Source organism: Enterobacter sp. SA187, from assembly GCF_001888805.2.
GTDB lineage: Bacteria > Pseudomonadota > Gammaproteobacteria > Enterobacterales > Enterobacteriaceae > Enterobacter_D.
Map to the genome: position 1 here is coordinate 167709 of NZ_CP019113.1, position 24663 is coordinate 192371.

General features: G+C 56.6%; 20 protein-coding genes. 6 read left to right on the forward strand and 14 right to left on the reverse strand.

The window, feature by feature from the left end:
- Positions 1 to 12: 12 nt before the first annotated feature.
- Positions 13 to 2256, reverse strand: a complete 2244-nt coding sequence (gene relA, locus BMF08_RS00850; protein ID WP_072569955.1) for a GTP diphosphokinase — start codon at positions 2254 to 2256, stop codon at positions 13 to 15.
- A 48-nt stretch (positions 2257 to 2304) separates the two neighbouring features.
- Positions 2305 to 3618, reverse strand: coding sequence for a 23S rRNA (uracil(1939)-C(5))-methyltransferase RlmD (rlmD, locus tag BMF08_RS00855; RefSeq protein ID WP_072569954.1), 1314 nt, complete (start codon positions 3616 to 3618; stop codon positions 2305 to 2307).
- 57 nt (positions 3619 to 3675) lie between these two features.
- Here rlmD and barA point away from each other — a divergent pair, with 57 nt between their 5' ends.
- Positions 3676 to 6450 carry a two-component sensor histidine kinase BarA gene (barA, locus tag BMF08_RS00860; protein WP_072569953.1) on the forward strand — a complete coding sequence of 925 codons (2775 nt, stop codon included), beginning with the start codon at positions 3676 to 3678 and terminating at the stop codon, positions 6448 to 6450.
- Positions 6451 to 6497: 47 nt separating this feature from the next.
- Here barA and BMF08_RS00865 read toward each other — a convergent pair whose 3' ends face one another.
- From BMF08_RS00865 to syd, 8 genes are all read right to left on the reverse strand, one after another.
- Complete coding sequence (locus BMF08_RS00865; protein ID WP_072569952.1) at positions 6498 to 7649, reverse strand: glycerate kinase; 1152 nt, start codon at positions 7647 to 7649, stop codon at positions 6498 to 6500.
- A gap of 86 nt (positions 7650 to 7735) precedes the next feature.
- Entirely contained in the window at positions 7736 to 9070 is a 1335-nt protein-coding gene (gudD, locus tag BMF08_RS00870) for a glucarate dehydratase (RefSeq protein ID WP_072569951.1), read from the reverse strand.
- Positions 9071 to 9091: 21 nt separating this feature from the next.
- Positions 9092 to 10432, reverse strand: a complete 1341-nt coding sequence (locus BMF08_RS00875) for an enolase C-terminal domain-like protein (protein ID WP_072570143.1) — start codon at positions 10430 to 10432, stop codon at positions 9092 to 9094.
- On the reverse strand, positions 10432 to 11787 hold the full coding sequence (locus tag BMF08_RS00880; protein ID WP_072569950.1) for an MFS transporter: 1356 nt from the start codon (positions 11785 to 11787) through the stop codon (positions 10432 to 10434). The genes BMF08_RS00875 and BMF08_RS00880 overlap by 1 nt, the downstream gene beginning before the upstream one ends.
- 306 nt (positions 11788 to 12093) lie before the next feature.
- Positions 12094 to 12543, reverse strand: a complete 450-nt coding sequence (locus tag BMF08_RS00885) for a flavodoxin (protein ID WP_072569949.1) — start codon at positions 12541 to 12543, stop codon at positions 12094 to 12096.
- Between the two features lie 16 nt (positions 12544 to 12559).
- Positions 12560 to 13342, reverse strand: coding sequence for a tRNA pseudouridine(65) synthase TruC (gene truC, locus BMF08_RS00890; RefSeq protein ID WP_072569948.1), 783 nt, complete (start codon positions 13340 to 13342; stop codon positions 12560 to 12562).
- Positions 13342 to 13671, reverse strand: coding sequence for a YqcC family protein (locus tag BMF08_RS00895; protein ID WP_072569947.1), 330 nt, complete (start codon positions 13669 to 13671; stop codon positions 13342 to 13344). Before BMF08_RS00895 ends, truC begins: the two co-directional genes overlap by 1 nt.
- A 638-nt stretch (positions 13672 to 14309) precedes the next feature.
- Entirely contained in the window at positions 14310 to 14855 is a 546-nt protein-coding gene (gene syd, locus BMF08_RS00905) for a SecY-interacting protein (protein ID WP_072569945.1), read from the reverse strand.
- A 68-nt stretch (positions 14856 to 14923) separates the two neighbouring features.
- Here syd and queF point away from each other — a divergent pair, with 68 nt between their 5' ends.
- From queF to xni, 5 genes are all read left to right on the forward strand, one after another.
- Entirely contained in the window at positions 14924 to 15769 is an 846-nt protein-coding gene (queF, locus tag BMF08_RS00910) for an NADPH-dependent 7-cyano-7-deazaguanine reductase QueF (RefSeq protein ID WP_072569944.1), read from the forward strand.
- A gap of 115 nt (positions 15770 to 15884) precedes the next feature.
- Positions 15885 to 17249, forward strand: coding sequence for a nucleotide 5'-monophosphate nucleosidase PpnN (ppnN, locus tag BMF08_RS00915; RefSeq protein WP_072569943.1), 1365 nt, complete (start codon positions 15885 to 15887; stop codon positions 17247 to 17249).
- Between the two features lie 588 nt (positions 17250 to 17837).
- Positions 17838 to 19127 (forward strand): HAAAP family serine/threonine permease, encoded by a 1290-nt coding sequence (locus BMF08_RS00920; protein WP_072569942.1) that lies wholly within the window; start codon positions 17838 to 17840, stop codon positions 19125 to 19127.
- Positions 19128 to 19185: 58 nt separating this feature from the next.
- Positions 19186 to 20553: an L-serine ammonia-lyase gene (locus BMF08_RS00925; RefSeq protein ID WP_072569941.1), complete on the forward strand. Its 1368-nt coding sequence runs from the start codon at positions 19186 to 19188 to the stop codon at positions 20551 to 20553.
- A 147-nt stretch (positions 20554 to 20700) separates the two neighbouring features.
- Complete coding sequence (gene xni, locus BMF08_RS00930; protein WP_072569940.1) at positions 20701 to 21456, forward strand: flap endonuclease Xni; 756 nt, start codon at positions 20701 to 20703, stop codon at positions 21454 to 21456.
- 68 nt (positions 21457 to 21524) lie between these two features.
- Here the strand turns inward: xni and rlmM are convergent, their stop codons facing one another.
- From rlmM to BMF08_RS00950, 4 genes are all read right to left on the reverse strand, one after another.
- Complete coding sequence (gene rlmM, locus BMF08_RS00935; RefSeq protein ID WP_072569939.1) at positions 21525 to 22625, reverse strand: 23S rRNA (cytidine(2498)-2'-O)-methyltransferase RlmM; 1101 nt, start codon at positions 22623 to 22625, stop codon at positions 21525 to 21527.
- Entirely contained in the window at positions 22618 to 23013 is a 396-nt protein-coding gene (locus BMF08_RS00940; protein WP_072569938.1) for a DUF423 domain-containing protein, read from the reverse strand. Before BMF08_RS00940 ends, rlmM begins: the two co-directional genes overlap by 8 nt.
- A 43-nt stretch (positions 23014 to 23056) precedes the next feature.
- A complete protein-coding gene (gcvA, locus tag BMF08_RS00945; RefSeq protein ID WP_072569937.1) occupies positions 23057 to 23971 on the reverse strand; it encodes a glycine cleavage system transcriptional regulator GcvA in 915 nt (304 codons plus the stop codon).
- A 341-nt stretch (positions 23972 to 24312) separates the two neighbouring features.
- The gene (locus BMF08_RS00950; RefSeq protein WP_072569936.1) at positions 24313 to 24540 is read right to left on the reverse strand and encodes a YgdI/YgdR family lipoprotein; all 228 of its coding nucleotides are present in this window, start codon (positions 24538 to 24540) and stop codon (positions 24313 to 24315) included.
- Between the last annotated feature and the right edge of the window lie 123 nt (positions 24541 to 24663).

The window sequence follows — 24663 nt, forward strand, 5'->3', positions numbered from 1 at the left end:
GAAAAAGTAAAATTAACCGCCGTGCAGGCGACGCGCGTCTATCACATCCGGCACCTGATTCAGTTTACCGAGGACGCGGCCAAGCACCTGCAGATTATAGATTTCGATATTCATATCAATGGTGGCCAGCTGCTGTTTGGTGTCGCTACGGCTTGCCACGCCCAGCACGTTGACCTTCTCATTGGCGAGAATGGTGGTGATATCGCGTAGCAGACCGCTGCGATCGTTAGCGGTCACGCGCACCACCAGCGAATAGCCCGCCGAGTAGCTCTCGCCCCATACCGCGTCGACAATACGTTCAGGCGCGTGGGATTGCAGTTCGGTCAGCTGATCGCAGTCGGCGCGGTGAATAGAGATGCCGCGCCCCTGAGTGATAAAACCGGTGATCTCATCGCCGGGGATCGGTTGGCAGCAGCGGGCGATGTGGTGCATCAGATTACCAACGCCCTCCACCACCACGCGGCCTTTATCTTTGTTGGTGTTACGGTGCGGCGGCGCCCAGGTTTTCTGCTGCAACTGTTTAAGCGCAGCGGCGTCCTGTTCCTCGGCGCTCGGTTTATTAAACTGCGCCTGCAGGAAGTTAACCATCTGGTTAAGGCGAATGTCGCCGCCGCCAATCGCCGCCAGCAGCTCTTCCACTTCGTTGAAGTTGTAGCGCGGCAGCAGCTGTTTTTCCGCCTCTTTCAGGCTGATCCCCAGATGTTCAAGCTCGTCATCAAGGATCTGCCGCCCGGCGAGAATATTTTTATCGCGATCCTGTTTGCGGAACCAGTTATGGATCTTAGCCCGTCCGCGGCTGGTGGTGACATAGCCAAGGTTAGGATTCAGCCAGTCGCGGCTGGGGTTCGGCTGCTTCTGGGTGATGATTTCGATCTGATCGCCCATCTGAAGCTGATAGGTAAAGGGCACAATGCGTCCGCTGATTTTCGCCCCGATGCAGCGATGGCCGACGTCGCTGTGAATGTGGTAGGCGAAGTCGAGCGGCGTGGAGCCTGCCGGTAAGTCGACCACATCGCCTTTCGGCGTAAAGACGTAAACGCGATCGTCGAACACCTGACTGCGCAGTTCGTCGAGCATTTCGCCGGAGTCGGCCATCTCTTCCTGCCAGGCGATAAGCTTACGCAGCCAGGCAATGCGATCTTCGTGGCCGGACGCGCGCGCGCCTGTCGCGGCTGCCCCTTCTTTGTACTTCCAGTGCGCCGCCACGCCCAGTTCGGCATCTTCATGCATCTGACGGGTACGGATCTGGATCTCAACGGTTTTGCCCCCCGGCCCCAGCACCACGGTGTGAATGGACTGGTAACCGTTGGGTTTCGGGTTGGCGACGTAGTCGTCAAACTCGTCGGGCAGATGGCGATAATGAGTATGTACGATACCCAGCGCCGCATAGCAGTCCTGCAGGCGCTCGGCCACAATACGCACCGCGCGCACGTCAAACAGCTCGTCAAAGGCGAGCTGCTTTTTCTGCATTTTGCGCCAGATGCTGTAGATGTGCTTCGGACGGCCGTACACCTCGGCCTTCACGCCCTCGGTTTTCATTTCCGCGCGCAGATGACCCACAAATTCATCAATGTAATGTTCACGATCGATACGGCGCTCATGCAGCAGTTTAGCGATGCGCTTGTATTCATCCGGATGCAGATAGCGGAAGCAGTAATCTTCCAGCTCCCATTTCAGCTGACCGATACCTAAGCGGTTCGCCAGCGGCGCATAGATATTGGTGCACTCTTTCGCCGCCAGTACGCGTTCATCTTCCGGCAGATCTTTCACTTCCCGCAGATGCGCCACGCGCTCGGCCAGTTTGATCACCACGCAGCGGAAATCATCGACCATCGCCAGCAGCATCCGGCGAACGTTATCCACCTGTTCAGAAGAAACGGAGTCGTTGTGCGTGGCTTTCAGCTGACGGATAGCGGCCATATCGCGCACGCCGTGGATCAAATCGACAATGGCTTTACCGACGCTCTCGCGCAGTACGTCTTCGCTGACGACGTTGGCGTCCGCCAGCGGAAACAGCAGCGCCGCGCGCAGCGTTTCAATATCCATGCTTAACATGGAGAGGATTTCCACCATCTCGACGCCGCGCCACAACAGCAGATCGGCGTCAGGATGGCCCTGGGTTTTTTGCAGGCAGTACGCCCAGGTTTCGGCTAAGCGGTCACACGAGGGCTGACTGGAAATTCCCAGACTGGCGATCCATTTTTCAGAATCGAATTCTCCTGCCCGATTAAGATGTGCACTTCTTACCGCAACCATTGTCCTCTCCTTTCAGGGACGAAGCCTGTCGAATTCGACAAGCCGAAGTTAATTACCTGTGCTCACACTGCGTGCAAATAACACCATAGATTCCAGATGCCCAGTGTGCGGGAACATGTCCAGCATCGCCAGCCGCTGAATCTGGTACCCCGCATTTAATAATGCTTCACTGTCGCGGGCAAGCGTGGCCGGGTTACAGGAAACATAGACTACTTTTGACGGGGCAAGTTTTATTATGTGCTGCATGACGCCCGGCGCACCGGCGCGCGCCGGATCGAGCAGCACTTTGTCTATGCCGTGGCGCGCCCAGGGCTGCGTGGTGACATCTTCTTCCAGGTTTTCATGAAAAAATGTCACATTGTGCAACGCATTCTGTTCGGCGTTTTGCCGCCCTTTTTCCACCAGCGCCGCGACACCCTCCACGCCCACCACGCTTGCAGCGCGTTTCGCCAGCGGCAGGGTAAAATTGCCCATCCCGCAGAACAGATCCAGCACCCGATCGCCAGGGGAAATGTCCAGCCACGCCAGCGCTTTTGCCACCATCTGCTGATTCACTCCATCATTCACCTGAATGAAATCACGCGGGCTGAAGGTTAAGCGTAGCCCGTCCGAGGTGTACCAGGGCGCCTCGCCGGTTACGGGTTGCAGTATGTCGCTTTGCGGCGCAAGAAACAGCGCCACGTCCCCGGAATGCGAAAAGCGTTCCAGTTTTTCACGATCTTTGGCGCTTAATGGCGCGGTATGACGCAATACCAGCAGCGGGCCGTTATCGGCCAGCACCAGTTCGACGTGTCCAAGATGGTGCGGATTGTCCAGCGTCTGCAGACAGCTGCGCAATGATGGCAGCAGCGCCTCAAGACGGGGCACCAGAATCGGGCAACGCTTCACGTCGATGATGTCGTTTGAACCCGCTTTGCGAAAACCCATTTCCAGACGCTGGCTTTTTGCCGCCACGTTCAGGCTCAGGCGCGCGCGACGACGATAGCCCCAGGGCTGGTCGGCGATCACTTCGTCCACCTCGCGTTTCATCATGCGGGCCAGCGCGCTGCGCTTACTGCGCTGTTGCAGCGCCACGCTGGCGTGCTGCTGCTGACAGCCGCCGCAGACGCCAAAATGCGGGCACAGCGGCGTTTCCCGTTCCGGGCTGTCGTTAAGACGACGCTTAACCTGCCCGCGAGCATATTGACGTTTGTCTTCCGTCACCATGATTTCCGCCCGTTCGCCGGGCAGTAGTCCGGGGATAAACAGCGCTTTACCGTTGTGACGAGCCACGCCCTGACCGAAAGGATCGAGGTCGCTCACTTCAACAGTTATGATCTGACGCGTCGCCACGCGTCGTTTTGCAGAGTAGAATTGCGCCATTGCCGGGAATTTTCTCAATCAAACATAATTGCCCTAATTGTCCCATAACGGAACTCCATGACCAACTACAGCCTGCGCGCGCGCATGATGATTTTGATTCTGGCCCCCACCGTACTGATCGGTTTGTTGCTCAGCATCTTCTTTGTTGTCCACCGCTACAATGACTTACAGCGTCAGCTTGAAGACGCCGGCGCCAGCATTATTGAGCCGCTCGCCGTCTCCAGCGAATACGGCATGAATCTGCAAAACCGTGAGTCTATCGGGCAGCTCATCAGCGTGTTGCACCGTCGCCATTCGGACATCGTGCGGGCGATCTCCATTTACGATGAGCGTAACAATCTGTTTGTTACCTCAAATTTCCATCTCGACCCGGACGAGCTAAAACTGTCGAAAGGCACGCCTTTCCCGCGCCGCTTGAGCGTGGTGCGCAACGGCGATTTTATGATCCTGCGTACGCCGATTATCTCAGAAAGGTATTCACCTGACGAATCTTCCACGGCGGATGCCAAGCAGGCGAATAATATGTTGGGCTATGTGGCGCTGGAGCTGGATCTGCGTTCCGTGCGCCTGCAGCAGTACAAAGAGATTTTTGTCTCCTCGGTGATGATGCTGTTCTGTATCGGCATCGCCCTGATCTTTGGCTGGCGGCTGATGCGCGACGTCACCGGCCCGATCCGCAATATGGTCAATACCGTTGATCGCATCCGTCGCGGTCAGCTGGACAGCCGCGTGGAAGGCTTCATGCTCGGCGAGCTGGATATGCTGAAAAACGGCATTAATTCGATGGCGATGTCGCTGGCGGCCTATCACGAGGAGATGCAGCACAATATCGATCAGGCCACCTCCGATCTGCGGGAAACGCTGGAGCAGATGGAGATCCAGAACGTTGAGCTGGATCTGGCGAAAAAACGGGCGCAGGAAGCGGCGCGCATCAAGTCAGAGTTTCTGGCGAACATGTCTCATGAGCTGCGCACGCCTCTTAACGGCGTGATCGGCTTTACCCGCCTGACGCTGAAATCCGAGCTGACGCCCACCCAGAAAGATCATCTGCATACCATTGAGCGCTCGGCCAATAATCTGCTGACCATCATCAATGACGTGCTGGATTTCTCGAAGCTTGAAGCCGGTAAGCTGATCCTTGAAAGCATTCCCTTCCCGCTGCGCAACGCGCTGGACGAAGTGGTGACGCTGCTGGCTCATGCCGCGCATGATAAGGGCCTTGAGCTGACGCTGAACATCAAGAACGACGTGCCGGACAATGTCATTGGCGATCCTCTGCGCCTGCAACAGGTGATCACTAATCTGGTGGGTAACGCCATTAAGTTCACCGAAAACGGCAACATAGACATCCTGGTGGAAAAACGCTCCATCAGTAATAACAAAGTGCAGATCGAGGTGCAGATCCGCGATACCGGTATCGGTATTCCCGAGCGGGATCAGTCGCGGCTGTTCCAGGCGTTCCGTCAGGCGGATGCGAGTATTTCGCGGCGACACGGCGGTACCGGGCTGGGGCTGGTGATCACGCAAAAACTGGTTAATGAAATGGGCGGCGATATCTCTTTCCACAGCCAGCCGCAGCGTGGGTCCACCTTCTGGTTCCACATCAATCTCGATCTCAATCCAAACGTCATCGGCGAAGGGCCATCAACGCTGTGCCTTACGGGTAAACGGCTGGCCTACATTGAGCCGAACACGGCGGCGGCGCAGAGCACGCTGGATTTACTCAGCAGTACGCCGCTGGAGGTGATCTACAGCCCGACGCTGTCAGGGCTGCCGGAAGATCATTACGATATTCTGCTACTGGCGGTGCCGGTGACCCTGCAGGAGCCGCTGACCATGCAGCATACCCGGCTGGCGAAGGCGTCGCAGATGACCGATTACCTGCTGCTGGCGCTGCCCTGCCATGCGCAAATTAACGCCGAAGAGCTGAAACAAAATGGCGCGGCGGCCTGTCTGCTCAAGCCCCTAACGGCGGCGCGACTGCTGCCCGCGCTCAATGAATATTGTCGCCTGAACCGCCGTGCGCCGCCGCTGCTGGAGAACGCGGATAAGCTGGCGATGAGCGTCATGGCGGTAGATGATAATCCCGCCAACCTGAAGCTGATCGGCGCGCTGCTTGACGATCAGGTGCAGCAGGTGGAACTGTGCGAAAGCGGGCAACAGGCCGTTGACCGGGCGCGGCAGATGCAGTTCGATTTGATCCTGATGGATATTCAGATGCCGGAAATGGACGGCATTCGCGCCTGCGAGTTAATCCGCCAGTTGCCGCACCAGCAGCAGACGCCGGTAGTGGCGGTCACGGCCCATGCCCTCGCCGATCAGAAAGAGAAGCTGTTCAGCGCGGGCATGAACGGCTATCTGGCGAAACCGATCGAAGAAGATAAGTTACGCAGCCTGCTGCTGCGCTATCTGCCCGGCCCCGGCGTGAGCCAGTGGCTGACGCCGCCTGAGCCGCAGCCGCTTCCTGAGCCGGTGGCAGCCACGGTCAACCCGAACGCCACCCTCGACTGGCAGCTGGCGCTGCGTCAGGCCGCCGGAAAGAACGATCTGGCGCGGGAAATGTTACAGATGCTGCTCGATTTCCTGCCGGAGATCCGCAATAAGGTGGAGGAACAACTGGTGGGAGAAGCGCCGGAAGGACTGACGGAGGCCATTCATAAGCTGCATGGCAGCTGTGGCTACAGCGGCGTGCCACGGCTGAAAAATCTCTGCCATCTGATTGAGCACCAGTTACGCAGCGGAACGCCCGCCGCGGATCTGGAGCCGGAATTCCTCGAACTGCTGGATGAGATGGATAACGTGGGGCGGGAAGCGAGTAAGATCCTGGGATAATACTCCCTCTCACCCCGGCCCTCTCCCGCAGGGAGAGGGAGACGTTGTCAGGCTGACGGCGGTAATCCCCGCCCGGCCTTTAACACCGCCGCGACGTTGCGCGCGGTCATGCGTACGTTTTCCCCGGCATTTTTCAGCGCGTCGTCCAGTGAGCAAATGGTGTAGATGACGCTGAATACCGCGTCCAGTCCGTGCTCATGGACGATCCCCACGTCTGCCGTCAGGCTGCCGGCAATACCAATTACCGGTTTGTTATAACGCTTCGCGACCTTCGCCACACCAACCGGCACTTTGCCGTGCACGGTCTGGCTGTCGATGCGCCCTTCGCCGGTGATCACCAGATCGGCACCGGCAACGTGCTCCGCCAGATGCAGCGCGTCGGTGACGATCTCAATGCCGCGACGCAGCTCCGCGCCGCAAAATGCGTACAGCCCGGCCCCCATGCCGCCCGCCGCGCCCCCGCCTGCCAGCGTCAGCACATCCACATCCAGATCGCGCTGAATGATCGTCGCATAATGGTGCAGCGCGTGGTCCAGACGGGCAACGGTTTCGCCCGTCGCGCCTTTTTGCGGACCGAAAATCGCCGATGCCCCCTGGTCACCCGTAAGCGGATTGGTCACGTCACAGGCCACTTCTATGCGGCAGGTTTTCAGGCGCGCATCCAGTTCGCTGACGTCAATGCGCGCCAGCGTTTCCAGTTCGCCGCCGCCCTGCCCCAGCGACTTCCCCTGCGCATTTAACAGCTTCGCGCCCAGCGCCTGTACCATTCCGGCGCCGCCGTCATTGGTGGCACTGCCGCCAAGCCCGATAATAATATGTTTCACGCCCGCGTCGAGGGCGTGACGGATCAGCTCGCCCGTCCCCCAGGATGTTGTAATTAATGGGTCGCGTTTTGCCGCAGGCACCAGTTCCAGACCACTGGCGGCGGCCATTTCAATAAAGGCGCTCCGCTCATCGCCGGAAAGACCGTAAAAACCCGCTACCGGTTCGCCGAGCGGGCCGGTCACCTTAACCTGCACTTTTCTGCCGTGGGTGGCAGCCACCATCGCTTCGACCGTGCCTTCGCCGCCATCTGCCACCGGCAGTTTGACGTACTCCGCGTCCGGGAAAATCTCTTTAAAACCGCGTTCAATGGCGGTAGCGACATCGAGGGCACTCAGGCTTTCCTTGTATGAGTCCGGTGCGATCACTATTTTCATATGCTGTCCTTAGGTATGTTGACTGCCAGTATTATCTTTCCCGACACGGGAAAGCGCCGGTTCCCGCAAGAACCGGCGGGGTTGCACTAACGCACCATGCAGGGGCGTTTGTTATCAAAAGTCCAGTTGGGGATCAGGTACTGCATGCCCATGGCGTCGTCGCGCGCGCCCAGGCCATGCTTCTGATACAGTTCATTCGCCTTCATCACCTGATCCATATCCAGCTCAACGCCGAGGCCCGGCGTAGTCGGCACCTGCACCATGCCGCCTTTAATTTCGAATGGCTGTTTAGTGAGGCGCTGATTGCCTTCCTGCCAGATCCAGTGTGTATCAATGGCGGTGATGTTGCCTGGCGCTGCGGCCGCCACGTGAGTGAACATCGCCAGCGAGATATCGAAATGGTTGTTGGAGTGTGAACCCCAGGTCAGGCCGAATTCATGACACATCTGCGCCACCCGTACCGAGCCCTGCATGGTCCAGAAGTGCGGATCCGCCAGCGGAATGTCCACCGATTGCAGCGACAGCGTGTGCCCCATCTGCCGCCAGTCGGTGGCGATCATATTGGTGGCGGTCGGCAGGCCGGTGGCGCGGCGGAATTCCGCCATCACTTCACGCCCGGAGAAACCCTGCTCTGCGCCGCACGGATCTTCGGCATAGGCCAGCACGCCGCGCAGGGATTTACCGATAGCGATGGCTTCATCCAGCGACCAGGCGCCGTTCGGATCGAGGGTCACACGCGCCTGCGGGAAGCGTTTAGCCAGCGCGGTAACTGCCTCAGCTTCTTCAAAGCCCGCCAGCACGCCGCCCTTGAGTTTGAAGTCGTTAAAGCCGTATTTTTCATAGGCCGCTTCCGCCAGGCGCACCACCGCATCCGGGGTCATGGCTTCTTCGTGGCGCACGCGATACCAGTCGCATTTGTCGTCCGGCTGGCTCTGGTACGGCAGCGGCGTGCGTTTACGATCGCCGACAAAGAACAGATAGCCGAGCATTTCCACTTCGCTGCGCTGCTGCCCGTCGCCCAGCAGGGTGGCAACGTTAACGCCGAGGTGTTTGCCGAGCAGATCCAGCATCGCGGCTTCAATACCGGTCACCACGTGAATGGTGGTACGCAAATCGAAGGTTTGCAGGCCGCGGCCAGCGGCGTCGCGATCGGCGAATGCCTGACGCACGGCGGTGAGGATATTTTTGTATTCGCCGATGGTTTTACCCACCACCAGCGCGGCGGCGTCTTCCAGCGTGGTGCGGATTTTTTCGCCGCCGGGAATTTCGCCCACGCCGGTCTGTCCGGCGTTATCTTTGATGATCACGATGTTGCGGGTAAAGAACGGCGCATGGGCACCGCTCAGGTTCATTAACATGCTGTCGTAACCGGCAACCGGGATCACCTGCATGGAAGTAACAACGGGGGTAGTGGTGCTCATTCTGTCATCCTTTTACTCTAATCAATGGCGTCCAAAGACGGGGCGTTTGCGGTCAAACGTCCAGCCCGGGATGAGATACTGCATGGGGCCGGCGTCATTACGCGCGCCGCCCGGCAGGGTTTTGTAGAGCTCGTGGGCCTTCTCAATCTGGCTCCAGTCGATTTCCACGCCCAGCCCCGGCGCGTCAGGGACGGCGATTTTGCCCTGCTTAATTTCCAGCGGCTGTTTCGTCAGGCGGGCATCGCCTTCCTGCCAGATCCAGTGGGTGTCGATGGCCGTTGGCGTACCAGGTGCTGCCGCGCCGACATGGGTAAACATCGCCAGCGAAATATCGAAATGGTTGTTGGAATGACAACCCCAGGTCAGCCCCCAGTCATCGCACAACTGCGCCACGCGCACCGCCCCGGACAGCGTCCAGAAATGCGGGTCCGCCAGCGGAATGTCGACCGCATTGAGCATGACGGCGTGGCCCATTTCCCGCCAGTTGGTGGCGATCATATTGGTGGCGACCGGCAGCCCGGTTGCGCGGCGGAACTCCGCCATCACTTCGCGTCCGGAAAAGCCCTGCTCCGCCCCGCATGGATCTTCCGCATAGGTCAGCACATCGTTGAGTCCCTTACACAGGCGAATGGCCTCATCGAGCAGCCATGCGCCGTTGGGATCCACGGTAATACGCGCATCCGGAAAACCTTTCTTGAGCGCGCGTGCGGTTTCGATCTCCTGCTCGCCGGGCAGTACGCCGCCCTTGAGTTTGAAGTCTTTAAAGCCGTAGCGATCCTGCGCCGCCTGCGCCAGCGTCACCACCGCCTCGCTGGTCATGGCGTGCTGATGACGCAGGCGATACCAGTCGTGATTGCCCGGCGTCGCGTCAAGGTACGGCAGCGGCGTTTGCGTGCGGTCACCGACGTAAAACAGATAGCCAAGCACGGTCACCGCATCGCGCTGTTTGCCGGGACCGAGCAGTTCGCACACCGGCACGTTCAGCGCTTTGCCCAGCAGATCCAGCAGCGCCGCTTCCAGCGCGGCCACCGCGTTAACGCGCAGCTCAAACGTCCATGCGCCTTTGCCGAAGGTGTCAAAATCCGCGGCCTGGTTGCCTTTGTGGACCCGCTGTACGACTTTATTCAGACGGGCCACTTCCTGCCCCACTACCAGCGGAATGGCATCCACCAGCGTCTGGTAAATGGTTTCGCCGCCCGGTGCTTCACCGACGCCGGTGTTACCGGCGTTATCGGTCAGCACCACGATATTGCGGGTGAAGTAAGCGTTATGCGCGCCACCGATATTCATCAGCATGCTGTCGTGCCCGGCTACCGGGATCACCCGCATGCTGGCAATTAAGGGAGTTGCCTGTGTATTCATCATTCACGTCCCGCCACAGGTTTCAGTTCGACACGTTTAATGTCACCCACCAGCACCAGATAACTCAGTACCGCCACCAGCGCATGGATACCAACGTAAATCAGCGCGCCGTTAAAGGAGCCGGTGGTGCCGACGATATAGCCGATAGCGATCGGCGTGACGATGCCGGAGACATTGCCGAACATATTGAACAGTCCGCCGGAGAGGCCGCTGATCTCTTTCGGCGCGGTATCCGCCATCACTGCCCAGCCCAGCGCGCCAATGCCTTTGCCGAAGAACGCCATCGCCATAAAGCCGATGATCATCCACTCGGTTTCAACGTAGTTACAGAACACCATCACCATCGACAACATCATGCCGAGCACGATAGGCGTTTTACGGGCGATATTCAGCGAGCCGGTACGACGCATCAGCCAGTCGGAAATTACGCCGCCCAGCACGCCGCCTACAAAGCCGCAGATGGCCGGTACCGAGGCGACAAAGCCTGCTTTCAGGATCGACATGCCGCGCGCCTGCACCAGATAGACCGGGAACCAGGTGATAAAGAAGTAAGTCAGGGCGTTAATGCAGTACTGGCCGAGATAGATGCCGAGCATCATGCGGGAGCCGATCAGCTGTTTGATCTGCCCCCACTTTTGACTGAGCGGAACATGCGTTTTAGGGCCTTTCTGATCCATATTGATCAGCCCGCCGCCTGCGGCGATGTATTCCAGCTCTTTTTTGTTTACGCCCGGATGTTCGTTAGGTTCGTGGATCACTTTCAGCCAGATAAAGCTGATGATAATCCCCAGCCCGCCCATAAAGAAGAACACGTGCGACCAGCCCACCTCATGGGTTAACCAGCCCATGATCGGCGCGAAGATCACCGTCGCGAAGTATTGTGCGGAGTTAAAAATGGCGACGGCGGTACCCCTCTCCTGCGCCGGGAACCAGGCCGCGACGATACGGCTGTTGCCGGGGAAAGATGGCGCTTCAGCTAGTCCGACCAGGAAGCGCAGGGTAAAGAGCGCGACTATGATGCCGAACCCGCTGAAAATATCGACGAAACCCTGCAGGAGGGTGAAGGCGGACCAGATAAAAATGGACCAGAAATAGACGCGCTTGGAGCCGAAACGGTCAAGCAGCCAGCCGCCGGGGATTTGGCCAATCACATAGGCCCATGAAAATGCCGAGAAAACATAACCCATACCGATGGGATCAAGGCCAATGTCTTTGGCCATTTCCGAACCGGCGATAGACAGCGTGGCGCGGTCACCGTAGTTGAAGGATGTGACGATAAACAGCATCACCACTATCCAGTAGCGGGCGTTGGTGCGTTTTTCCGCACTGCTCGCCGCGTGGCTTAATGAACTCATGGTTGTACTCCCGAAGCGTAGATGTTCGTAGCATGTTTCCCGTCGGTGTAGCGGTAGGGTGCCCGGGATCATGCTGTTATTTTTTGCAGTTCATCTGTCAGGTCGCTTTCCCCTGAACGCTGCATTTGTATCTGGCTCAAAAAGTATAAAAAGCGGGCTACGAACACTCACTGTGCAACCCCACAACATTACGCAGGCGTGGGGTGAAGGTTTGATGCAAAAGCCCAGGGCTATGGGGAGTACTTCACGGAAATGAACAGAAAGGGGAGTAAGAATGTAAAAAGCCACCTTCAGGGTGGCTTTTATTTAGTTAAGCAAGGTAGCCCAGTGTTCAACCCACGGGTTAGAGACGGATTCCGGCTCCGGATCTTCGCTGGCGTCGATGAGTAATACCTCGCCCAGCCGCTGTGCATTCTGTTCCTGTAGCAGGGCATCAAAGGTTTTACCGGCGCCGCAAAAGTGCGTATAGGTGCTGTCGCCGAGGGCGATAACGCCATAGCGCAGTGCAGGCTGCACGCCGATCTGATCTTTCACCGCATGGAACAACGGGGCGATGCTGTCGGGAAAATCCCCCTGCCCGGTGGTGGAGGTGATCACCAGAATAATTTTATCCTGGTAGCGCTGCCAGTCGGCGAGCACTGCATCTTCGTAAACGGTGGCCTTATGTCCATGGCCGCTCAGGATCGCTTCTGCTTCTTCCGCCACCAGCAGCGCGTTGCCATAGGTGGTGCCGACAAATATGCCTACTTCTGCCATGCTATTCACTCCTTGTTCAGACTTGACTCTCTTCATCCTGACCGCTGCATGCGGCAAACTCAACCCTTTCATTTAAAGGGAGAAGCCCCCGCCAGCCAAAGTGCGACAGTGCCTGCATCCAGACCTCGTCCAGCCCGGCACGCAGCACCAGCGGTTCGCCGGTAAAAGGATGCGTCAGCGACAGTTCGCTGGCGTGCAGCATCAGGCGCTGACAGCCGAAGTGTTCGGCGGCGCTGCGGTTTTGCTTTAAATCGCCGTGCTTGCTGTCGCCTATAATCGGATGGCGCAGATGCGAAAGATGGCGGCGTAGCTGGTGCTTGCGGCCGGTTTTCGGCAGCAGCTCCACCAGTCCGTAACGGGTGGTGGGAAATTTCCCGGTGGCGACGGGCATCTCGGCAGTGGCCAGCCCACGATAGTGCGTCACCGCGGGCTGAGGGCCTTTATCTGCGCGGGCGAATTTGTCGGCGATTTTATCCAGCTCTTCGGTCAGCGGGTAATCCAGCTCGGCCTCGTCCATCAGCCAGCCGCGTACTATCGCATGATAGCGCTTCTGCATCTGATGCTGTTCAAACTGTTGCGATAACAGGCGGCCCGCCTCGCTGGACAGGCCCATCAACAGTACGCCGGAGGTCGGACGATCGAGGCGATGGGCGGTAAACACGTGCTGACCAATCTGGTCGCGCACGGTTTGCATCACCACCACTTTTTCATCGCGATCAAGCCAACTGCGGTGCACCAGCCAGCCGGAAGGTTTGTTCACCGCCACCAGCCATTCGTCCTGATAGATGATCTCCAGCATCAGGCGTTATCGCCAGCAAAGATGGCATCAAGCTGTTGAAGCTGTACCAGCACCACATCCCGGGCCGGATGGCTGGCATCAAGCGCGACTTCATAATAAGGCGCGATGGCGAAGGTCTGCGGCAACGGCTGTCCGCTGTCTAACAGGGCATGCATACGCGGGATCAGCACCCATTGCAGCCACTCGAACGGCTCCATGGTATCCAGACAAAAAGGCTCGGTACTTTCGAAAGCGCTGGCGACCGGGGAATGGGTTTGCCAGATGCCCTGCTCGTTTAACAGGGTTTCCAGGCTGAACAGTTGTTGGCGCACGTGCTGGTGGGGAGTCATATCAACCTCGACTGAAAATAAAACTGGCGCGCAGGATAGCACTAGTCGGGCCTGAACAAAAAAAGGGAGCACTGTAAAAACAGTGCTCCCGGTTCGTTTCGCAGCATTCCGGCTACTTTTGTTGCTCCCTGCTCATCCTTGACAACTTTTCCTGCGGTCTCCTGACCTGTTCATCCGTAAACAACTGCATCCTGCTCGTACCACCCCGATACGATCTGCGTTATCCGTAACGCCCGTCCCTGAACATCCTGGTCCGCCGGGCATCCTGACCGGCTCTCATTCTCCGTCCTGGAGGTGTACTTTAACGCGTCCTGCGTCATCCACTTTGCTTCATCCGGAAGCCTTTCCTTGCAGCACCGTCCTGGTGTTCCTGCTGCGAAGCTACACCATCCCGGCATCCACTTCGCAATGTGACCTCTTGTCAACGGGGATAAGGATCCGCTTTTTTGCCCTGTCCTACAAGAAGGTGCTTAAGAACATAATCAGAATAGCATTCGACACAGACGGGAGTTTATGAGGTTAACTTGTTGAATATAAGGGCTTAACGGGAGAGCATGACGGACTGAATGAGAAGAAAATCCTGGCGATCTCCTACAGCCTGTGTAAGAGATCTCTCACAAACTCAGTAGTAATCTGGATTACAGAACAGGCTCAAGCTGATTAAGAAATTCCGTAACAGACGGGGCCAGCACCGTACGTTTCGCCGTACCGATGGTTTCGAGAATCACCTGTCCGGTCAGGTTGCAGACGGCAATAACGTCCAGTTCGCTGTCGAGCGTGGCGATAAACAGCGTGGGCGAAATCTTAAGTCGCTTTTGCGTCACCAGATGGCCAATTAGATTTTCCTGCACGCGGCGGAAATCGTCCTCGCTCCAGGTTTGCAGCAGCGTCAGCGTCTGCGCGCCAAAGCGCGCGGGCATATCACCGGCAAACTGGGTGGCATAAAACGCGTGCAGCGCGGGTTGTACCACAATATCTAATGCCCGTTCAACCGCGTTTACATTGGGTTCCCCTTCAAAGGGTTGCGGCTGCCAGAATACGCTGTCCTGGGTGGTGGAGATAATGCAGGGCGAGGGCACGCCGTACAAATCTTCACTCTGCGGCCAGCTGTGGTGTGTCTCATGCCAGGCATCGCAATAGCGTGCGGTAAATGCTTTCAGGGCGAGCGCCGTTTCTGTGTGCACCGATTTCTCTCTTAACCAAAGCCAGGATAAACTTGGCGGATAGTTTACCTGCAAAATGGCGATGAAACATGTCTTCTTATGATAACCACCAGGCGCTGGCTGGCCTGACCCTCGGCAAATCCACCGCGTACCGCGATACCTACGACGCCAGCCTGTTGCAGGGCGTACCGCGCAGCCTGAACCGCGATCCGCTCGGCCTGCATGCCGACAACCTGCCCTTTCACGGCGGCGATATCTGGACGCTCTATGAGCTGTCATGGCTGAACAGTAATGGCCTGCCGCAGGTGGCGGTTGGACAGGTGGAACTTAACTATGCCAGCGTCAATCTGGTGGAATCAAAAAGCTTCAAGCTTTATCTCAACAGCTTCAACCAGACGCGTTTCGCCAGCTGGGACGAGGTGCAGGCCACCCTGCAGCGCGATCTCAGCGCCTGTGCGCAGGGCGACGTGAGCGTGGCGCTTTATCGCCTTAATGAACTGGAAGGTCAGCCGATCGCCGCGTTCAACGGTGTGTGCATCGACGATCAGGATATTGCGATCGATAACTACGACTTTAGCGCCGATTACCTGGAAAACGCCGCCAGCGGCCCGATTGTGGAAGAAACCCTGGTCAGCCATCTGCTGAAATCTAACTGCCTGATCACTCATCAGCCGGACTGGGGTTCGGTGCAGATCCAGTATCGCGGTCCGCAAATCGACCGTGAGAAGCTGCTGCGTTATCTGGTCTCCTTCCGCCATCACAATGAATTTCATGAACAGTGCGTGGAGCGCATTTTCAATGATGTGCAGCGTTTTTGTAAGCCAGAATCCCTGAGCGTATATGCGCGCTATACCCGTCGCGGCGGTCTGGACATTAATCCGTGGCGCACCAACGGCGATTTTGCGCCCTCAACCGGAAGACTGGTTCGCCAGTAAACAGACAATTTTCTGCATTTGCGCCGCACAATCGGCGCATGAGGTTGTTAAACGTCATAAGCCAGGGCTATTGTAATCACAGGGAGCGGCGATTTTCGCCCCGTAAGGAGCTCACTTGATTACACATATTAGCCCGCTAGGCTCAATGGATATGTTGTCGCAGCTGGAAGTCGATATGCTTAAACGCACGGCCAGCAGCGACCTGTACCAGCTGTTTCGCAACTGTTCACTGGCAGTTCTTAACTCAGGGAGTCTGACCGATAACAGCAAAGAGCTGCTGTCGCGTTTTGAAAGTTTCGACATTAACGTTTTGCGTCGTGAGCGCGGCGTCAAGCTTGAACTGATCAATCCCCCGGAAGACGCCTTTGTGGATGGCCGTATCATCCGCGCGCTTCAGGCCAACCTGTTTGCCGTACTGCGCGACATTCTGTTCGTTAACGGACAGATCCACAGCGCCGGTCGTTTCCAGCATTTAAATCTGGAAAGCTCGACCCACATTACCAACCTGGTGTTTTCCATCCTGCGTAACGCCCGTGCGCTGCACGTCGGCGAAGCGCCGAACATGGTGGTGTGCTGGGGCGGTCACTCGATCAACGAAACCGAATACCTGTACGCCCGACGCGTGGGCACCCAACTCGGCCTGCGTGAACTGAACATCTGCACCGGCTGCGGGCCGGGGGCGATGGAAGCGCCGATGAAAGGCGCGGCGGTCGGCCATGCGCAGCAGCGTTACAAAGAAGGCCGTTTTATCGGCATGACGGAGCCGTCGATTATCGCCGCAGAACCGCCGAACCCGCTGGTCAATGAGCTGGTGATCATGCCGGACATTGAAAAGCGTCTGGAAGCCTTCGTGCGTATCGCCCACGGCATTATCATCTTCCCTGGCGGCGTCGGTACGGCGGAAGAACTGCTCTATCTGCTGGGCATTCTGATGAATCCTGCCAACCAGGACCAGGTGCTGCCGTTGATCCTCACCGGGCCAAAACAGAGCGCTGACTACTTCCGCGTGCTCGACGAATTTATTGTTAACACGCTGGGCGAAGGCGCGCGTCGTTATTACCGCGTGATTATTGATGACGCCCATGAAGTGGCGCGGCTGATGAAAAAAGCGATGCCGATGGTGAAAGAGAATCGTCGTGAGACCGGCGATGCCTACAGCTTTAACTGGTCAATTCGCATTGCGCCGGAACTCCAGGTGCCTTTCATCCCGTCCCATGAAAATATGGCGAACCTGAAGCTCTATCCAGATCAGCCGGTGGAAATTCTGGCCGCCGATCTGCGCCGCGCATTTTCAGGGATTGTCGCCGGGAACGTTAAAGAGGCGGGGATCCACGCGATTGAAAAATACGGGCCGTACAAAATCCACGGCGACAGCGACATGATGCGCCGCATGGACGACCTGCTGCAGGGCTTTGTCGCGCAGCACCGCATGAAGCTGCCGGGCTCGGCGTATATTCCCTGCTATGAAATTATGACCTGATAGCGGGTTCTCATGCCGGGTGACATTACGCTTACCCGGCCGTTGAACTGTTTTGCCGGGTGGCGCTGCGCTTACCCGGCCTACTCTCTGCCATCCGGTATCCGTTTCGTAGGCCCGGCAAGCCTGCGCCGCCGGGCAAAGCCATCCTGCCCGTTATAAGCCAGTCTTATTTCTGCTCCCTAAGCCAAACGGTTGCGTATGCTATTTCACCGCTAAAAATCCATTCTTACCTCAGGTATTCCTCAGAAAACGCTGTTTACATCATCTTTTGCAGCGATTTTGTCGTATTTTTCGTTTGATGCTTTGCGTGCATATATTGTCAGTGGTAGCCTGCGCCACCATTAATTTTGGCTTGGGATCGCTTTGCAGTGGGATGACCTGTCATTAACCCCAGAGAAAGCGGATTATTGCATTTGCGATCGGGATCACTGATACATTCATTACATAAATGTATCTTTCCGCCCGCCGATAGTTACGGCAAGAAATTATAAAAAAACCGTCGCTGAACAGATTTCATATTACCGTCAGGCCACTTTTCATTAGATTGCACTGAAAAACCTGATATTTAGCTTCCTCCAGGAGATACAGATGGAAACAACTCAAACCAGCACTGTTGCTGCCGTAGAAACGCGCAGCGCATGGCGTAAAACTGACACCATGTGGATGCTGGGCCTTTACGGCACCGCTATCGGCGCAGGTGTGCTCTTCCTGCCGATCAACGCCGGTGTCGGCGGTATGATCCCGTTGATCATCATGGCCATCATCGCCTTCCCGATGACCTTTTTTGCTCACCGTGGCCTGACCCGCTTTGTGCTGTCCGGAAAAAATCCGGGGGAAGATATTACTGAAGTGGTAGAAGAACACTTTGGTATCGGCGCAGGTAAACTCATCACCCTGCTCTATTTCTTCGCTATCTATCCGATCCTGCTGGTCTACAGCGTGGCGATCACCAACACGGTTGACAGCTTTATGACCCACCAGCTGGGTATGACGCCGCCGCCGCGTTTCATTCTTTCCCTGATCCTGATCGTCGGTATGATGACCATCGTGCGCTTCGGCGAGCAGATGATCGTGAAAGCGATGAGTATTCTGGTGTTCCCGTTTGTGGTTGCGCTGATGCTGCTGGCCCTGTACCTGATCCCGCAGTGGAGCGGTGCCGCGCTGGAAACGCTCTCCTTTGACGCAGCAGCCAGTACCGGTAAAGGCCTGTGGATGACCCTGTGGCTTGCTATTCCGGTAATGGTGTTCTCTTTCAACCACTCACCGATCATCTCCTCCTTCGCCGTGGCGAAACGTGAAGAGTACGGTGATGAAGCCGAGAAGAAATGCTCCCGCATCCTGGCGTTCGCGCACATCATGATGGTGCTGACGGTAATGTTCTTCGTGTTCAGCTGCGTGCTGAGCCTGACGCCGGCAGATTTGCAGGCTGCGAAAGATCAGAACATCTCTATTCTGTCTTATCTGGCTAACCACTTTAACGCGCCGATTATTGCGTGGATGGCACCGATTATCGCCATCATCGCCATCACTAAATCCTTCCTCGGCCACTATCTGGGTGCGCGTGAAGGCTTCAACGGTATGGTGATCAAATCCCTGCGCAGCCGTGGCAAAACCATCGAAATCAGCCGTCTGAATAAAATCACCGCGCTGTTTATGCTGGTGACCACCTGGATTGTGGCAACCCTGAACCCGAGCATCCTCGGTATGATCGAAACCCTGGGCGGTCCGATTATCGCGATGATCCTGTTCCTGATGCCGATGTATGCGATTCAGAAAGTGCCGGCGATGCGCAAATACAGCGGTCACATCAGCAACATCTTCGTTGTCTGCATGGGCCTGGTAGCTATCTCCGCTATCTTCTACTCCCTGTTCAGCTAATCCCCCGCGCCGCCTTTTCGGGCGGCGCCCTCTGACTCATAGCAACGGATAATGCATCATGATTAGCGTATTCGATATTTTCAAAATCGGCATTGGCCCTTCCAGCTCCCATACCGTGGGACCAATGAAAGCAGGTAAACAGTTTACGGACGACCTGATTGCGCGTGGCATTCTCAGTGACATCACTCGCGTCGTGGTGGATGTTTACGGCTCCCTCTCCCTCACCGGCAAAGGCCACCATACCGATATCGCCATTATTATGGGGCTGGCGGGCAACCTGCCGGACAGCGTCGACATCGACAGCATTCCGGGCTTCATTCAGGACGTGAATACCCATGGCCGCCTGCTGCTGGCGAACGGTCAGCATGAAGTGGAATTTCCGGTTGACCAGTGCATGAACTTCCATGCGGATAACCTTTCCCTGCACGAAAACGGCATGCGTATCAGCGCACTGGCGGGTGAAAGCGTGGTTTACAGCCAGACTTATTACTCCATCGGCGGCGGCTTTATCGTCGATGAGGCGCACTTCGGCCTGACCAGTAATGCAGAAATCACGGTGCCGTACCCCTATAAAAATGCCGCCGATTTACAGCGTCATTGCCAGGAAACCGGCTTATCCCTCTCCGGCCTGATGATGAAAAACGAGCTGGCGCTGCGCAGCAAAGCCGAGCTGGATCAGCATCTGGCAAACGTCTGGGAAGTGATGCGCGGCGGCATTGAGCGCGGCATTACCACCGAAGGCGTCCTGCCGGGCAAACTGCGCGTCCCGCGCCGGGCGGCGGCGTTACGCCGTATGCTGGTCAGCGGTGATAAAACTTCTACCGATCCGATGGCGGTGGTCGACTGGATCAACATGTTCGCGCTGGCGGTGAACGAAGAAAACGCCGCCGGTGGACGTGTGGTGACCGCGCCGACCAACGGCGCCTGTGGCATCGTGCCGGCGGTGCTGGCGTACTACGATAAATTTATTCGTGAAGTAAATGCTAACTCACTGGCCCGCTATCTGCTGGTCGCCAGCGCAATCGGCTCCCTGTACAAAATGAACGCCTCCATTTCCGGCGCGGAAGTGGGCTGTCAGGGTGAAGTGGGCGTGGCCTGCTCCATGGCAGCGGCAGGTCTGGCGGAATTGCTGGGCGGCAGCCCGACGCAGGTGTGCATCGCGGCCGAAATCGGCATGGAGCATAACCTGGGGCTAACCTGCGATCCGGTCGCCGGACAGGTACAGGTACCCTGCATTGAACGCAACGCCATTGCCTCGGTGAAAGCGGTGAACGCCGCGCGTATGGCCCTGCGCCGTACCAGCGAGCCGCGCGTGTGCCTCGATAAAGTCATTGAGACCATGTATGAGACGGGCAAAGACATGAACGCCAAATACCGCGAAACATCCCGTGGCGGTCTGGCGATGAAAGTCGTCGCCTGCGATTAATCACGTCAGTCGTTCCTTTATGAAGCCGGGTGCGCTTATGCCACCCGGCTTTTTTGCGAGGCGTCTTCCTGTTTTTCCCCCGCTTTCTGGCCTCCTCCTCACCGCCGGTGTTACCCTTAGCGCGTTAAATTTTTTCGGGAGCGTGCTGTGGCTGTTCATCTGTTAATTGTTGATGCGCTTAATCTTATTCGCCGGATCCATGCCGTGCAGGGATCGCCCTGCGTCCAGACCTGCCTGCACGCGCTCGACCAGTTGATCCTTCACAGCCAGCCGACTCATGCGGTGGCGGTCTTTGATGACGAGGCGCGCAACAGCGGCTGGCGACATCAGATCCTGCCGGATTACAAAGCAGGTCGCGCGCCGATGCCGGACAACCTGCACGCGGAAATGCCTGCCCTGCGTGCGGCCTTTGCCAGCCACGGCGTGCCATGCTGGGTGTCAGAAGGCAATGAGGCGGACGATCTGGCCGCCACCCTGGCGGTAAAAGTGGCGCAGGCCGGGCATCAGGCCACCATAGTGTCAACGGACAAAGGCTACTGCCAGCTGCTCTCTCCGACCATCCGCATCCGCGACTATTTTCAGAAGCGCTGGCTGGATGCGCCCTTTATCGCCGCTGAATTTGGCGTCACGCCTGAGCAACTGGCAGATTACTGGGGACTCGCGGGGATCAGCAGTTCAAAAATTCCGGGCGTGGCGGGTATCGGGCAGAAGAGCGCCACGCAGCTTATCACCACCTTTGGCACGCTGGAAAATCTCTATGCAGGGCTTGCGGAGGTACCGGAAAAGTGGCGCAAAAAACTGGTGGAACATCGCGAAATGGCGTTTATCTGCCGGGATGTGGCAAGGCTGAAAACGGATCTACAGGTGGAAGGGAATTTGCAGCAGCTGCGGCTGGCGAGATAATCCCCTCACCCTGACCCTCTCTCCAGGGAGAGGGATCCACACTTTACCTCAGGGTGAGGGTTGCAGTTTTAACGCTCGTCGCGACGTCCGCCCACCGCAGCCCACCAGCGGCGCACGTGTACGGTCACTTCTTCGCGATCGTGATACAGCTGACGGGCCTGAATAGTGGCATTGATGCCGTGCTCCGCCAGTTGCTCCTGAATGTACGCCAGATTGCCGGACACTTCTTCGTAGCGTTTTTTCATCGGCAGCTTGAGGTTGAAAATGGTTTCGCGGCACCAGCCGTTGACCAGCCACTGCACCATCAGAGCGGTGACTTTCGCGGGTTTCTCCACCATATCGCACACCATCCACGTAATGTTATTGCGCGTCGGGCGATAGCGGAAACCATCCTCACGCAGCCAGGTGACCTGCCCGGTATCCATCAGGCTCTGCGCCATCGGGCCGTTATCCACAGAGGCCACCCACATGTTGCGTTTCACCAGCTGATAGGTCCAGCCGCCCGGACAGGCGCCCAGATCCACCGCGTACATGCCGTTTGCCAGGCGCTCGTCCCACTCGTCTGCCGGAATGAAGATATGAAAGGCTTCTTCCAGTTTGAGGGTGGAACGGCTTGGCGCGTCCGACGGAAACTTCAGGCGCGGAATGCCCATGTAAAACGGCGAGTTGTTATTGGTATACGAATAACCGGCATAGCAGCAGCCGGGAGCGATAAAGAACACATGCACCACCGGACGTTTTGCGGTTTCGTAGCTGGTGAGGATTTTCGCCTCGCGCAGCGCCGCACGCAGCGGTACGGTGAACTTGCGGCAGAACTTCATCAGCTCTTTGCTTTCGTTGGTGTCCGCCACTTCAACGCGCAGCTCGCCGCCTTTTTCCACCACGCCCTGCAACATGCCGACAATCGGCGTGATGCGATCGTCAGGCGGCAGATCCTGTAACAGCTCACCGGCGACAAACATCTGACGGGCAAAAATCAGCGAGCTGAACGGCAGATCTTTTGCCACTTTATCCGCATCATCAGGCTGATAGCATTCGAAAACCACATAGCCTGAGTTTTCTTTCACGCGGGCAAAGCCAAACACCTCAAGGCGTCCGGCTTTATCGGTAATTTCTGCGGCGCACTCTTTCTCAAAACCCGGGCGACACAACAAGACAACTTTATTCATGAACAACGCCCTTACGTTTCAGACGAATAGCACCAATTAACATTAATACCCAGCCCGCGAGGAAGCAGACGCCGCCAACCGGGGTGACGAAGGCCCACAGGCGCAGATGGGAAAGCGCGAGGCAGTATAAGCTCCCGCTGAACAACACCGTACCCAGCGCCAGAAACACGCTGCTCCAGTAAAACCAGATGCTGATGCGACGCTGCATCGCCACGGCGAGGCAGAAAATCGCCAGCGTATGGAAAGCCTGGTATTCAAGACCGGTCTGGATCCAGCCCATCTCTACCGTGCCCAGAGATTTCCCCAGCACGTGCGCGCCGAAGGCGCCCAGCGCAACAAAAACAAAGCCACTAATGGCAGCAAAAATCAGCATAAACCGGCTGGTCATGTCAGTACCCTAAAAAGTCATGCGCGAAATCGCGCGCGTTGAATTATTGCTCGTAACGGAAGCGGAATTTTTCTTGCTCTGATGCCGCTTTTGCCAGGATCCACTGTCGAAAGGCGGCTATTTTACCCAGTTCTGCCTGACTGTCATGACAAACCAGATAAAACGCGTTTTTACTGACCAGTACATCATTAAACGGACAGACCAGTCGGCCTGCCTCAATTTCGGACTGCGCCATCACATTGTTGGCCAGCGCGATACCCTGTCCGTGGATTGCCGCCTGTAGCACCATAGCGCTATGGCTGAAAATCGGTCCCTGCTGCACATTCAAATTAAGACCTAACTGTCGCGTATAAGTTTGCCAGTCGCGGCGGGAAGCATCATGCAATAACGTATGTTTTGCCAGATCCGCAGGCGTTTTCAGGGGCTTATCGCCAGTGAGCAATAACGGCGAGCAGACCGGCAGCAGATATTCTGCGTATAATTTTTCGACACGCAAGCCCGGCCAGTTGCCGCGCCCATAAAAAATTGCCACATCGACATCATCCGCCAGCTTGTCCACTTCGCGGTCAACCGCCTGGATCCTGACGTCGATTCCCGGATAAGCTGAATTAAAGCTGGTGAGTCTCGGCACCAGCCACTGAATGGCAAAACTGGGCAATAAACTGACGGTCAGCGCCCCTTTAGCACTGCGCGATTGCAGTTTGCGGGTGGCGTCGGTGAGTTGGGAAAAAATCTCTTTAATATCCTGAAAATAACTCTGACCTTCTTCTGTTAATAACAGAGAACGGTTGCGACGGCGGAACAGCTTCAGCCCAAGGAAATCCTCAAGAGACTTGATTTGATGGCTTACTGCGGCCTGCGTCACAAAAAGCTCATCTGCGGCGCGGGTGAAGCTTAAATGGCGTGCGGCGGCATCAAAAACACGTAATGCATTAAGAGGTGGTAAGCGCTTGGACATGATTATAAGGTTCAGATGTTAATGGAATTTAACAAACAGGAAACAAGGTTTAACCCATTAGTTTTTTTTATCTGAGACATTATAATTTGTCCGTTGAGGAACTACCAGCAAATACCTATAGTGGCGGCACTTCCTGAGCCGGAACGAAGAGTCTTTTTTGGAATGCGTGTTCTGAAGGGCTTTTGGCTTGCGGTTGTGATGTTGTGTTTGCAATTGGTCTGCTATTCAGACCACGGTAGCAACGCTACCCTTTTCACTTCCTGTACATTTACCCTGTCTGTCCATAGTGATTAATGTAGCACCGCAAATTGCGGTGCTTTTTTTTACTCTGAAACGGGCTATTATTTTTCCAGAGCAACCATTTCTTTTACGTCAGTGCGATTGATCTGCTGTTTGTTACCGTTAGCGTCTTTATAAGAGATCATGCCGGTTTGATCGTCGGTTTTCGGCTTACCTTCAGACACAATGGAACGGCCATCGTTGGTGTGCATTACATAGTTCGGACCCGAACAGGCGCTCAGTGCAAAAGTCATCATACATGCGGTAATAATGGCGGCAGTCTTTTTCATGATTCTTCTCCTTTTAGCAATTAATGCTATCTGAATCTTGTTTATTAACAGGGTTCAACGTCCACCCAACACTATTTAGCATAACCTGCTTTCGAAAGTGCGCCAGGATAAACAGAAAAATCT

Coding starts and splice junctions, on each gene's coding strand:
- rlmM (WP_072569939.1), bottom strand. CDS start 22,625: ATGAATAAAGTTGTCTTGTTGTGTCGCCCGGGTTTTGAGAAAGAGTGC.
- BMF08_RS00880 (WP_072569950.1), bottom strand. CDS start 11,787: ATGAGTTCATTAAGCCACGCGGCGAGCAGTGCGGAAAAACGCACCAAC.
- gcvA (WP_072569937.1), bottom strand. CDS start 23,971: ATGTCCAAGCGCTTACCACCTCTTAATGCATTACGTGTTTTTGATGCC.
- BMF08_RS00920 (WP_072569942.1), top strand. CDS start 17,838: ATGGAAACAACTCAAACCAGCACTGTTGCTGCCGTAGAAACGCGCAGC.
- BMF08_RS00885 (WP_072569949.1), bottom strand. CDS start 12,543: ATGGCAGAAGTAGGCATATTTGTCGGCACCACCTATGGCAACGCGCTG.
- BMF08_RS00895 (WP_072569947.1), bottom strand. CDS start 13,671: ATGACTCCCCACCAGCACGTGCGCCAACAACTGTTCAGCCTGGAAACC.
- truC (WP_072569948.1), bottom strand. CDS start 13,342: ATGCTGGAGATCATCTATCAGGACGAATGGCTGGTGGCGGTGAACAAA.
- relA (WP_072569955.1), bottom strand. CDS start 2,256: ATGGTTGCGGTAAGAAGTGCACATCTTAATCGGGCAGGAGAATTCGAT.
- BMF08_RS00950 (WP_072569936.1), bottom strand. CDS start 24,540: ATGAAAAAGACTGCCGCCATTATTACCGCATGTATGATGACTTTTGCA.
- queF (WP_072569944.1), top strand. CDS start 14,924: ATGTCTTCTTATGATAACCACCAGGCGCTGGCTGGCCTGACCCTCGGC.
- BMF08_RS00865 (WP_072569952.1), bottom strand. CDS start 7,649: ATGAAAATAGTGATCGCACCGGACTCATACAAGGAAAGCCTGAGTGCC.
- gudD (WP_072569951.1), bottom strand. CDS start 9,070: ATGAGCACCACTACCCCCGTTGTTACTTCCATGCAGGTGATCCCGGTT.
- BMF08_RS00875 (WP_072570143.1), bottom strand. CDS start 10,432: ATGAATACACAGGCAACTCCCTTAATTGCCAGCATGCGGGTGATCCCG.
- BMF08_RS00925 (WP_072569941.1), top strand. CDS start 19,186: ATGATTAGCGTATTCGATATTTTCAAAATCGGCATTGGCCCTTCCAGC.
- BMF08_RS00940 (WP_072569938.1), bottom strand. CDS start 23,013: ATGACCAGCCGGTTTATGCTGATTTTTGCTGCCATTAGTGGCTTTGTT.
- barA (WP_072569953.1), top strand. CDS start 3,676: ATGACCAACTACAGCCTGCGCGCGCGCATGATGATTTTGATTCTGGCC.
- rlmD (WP_072569954.1), bottom strand. CDS start 3,618: ATGGCGCAATTCTACTCTGCAAAACGACGCGTGGCGACGCGTCAGATC.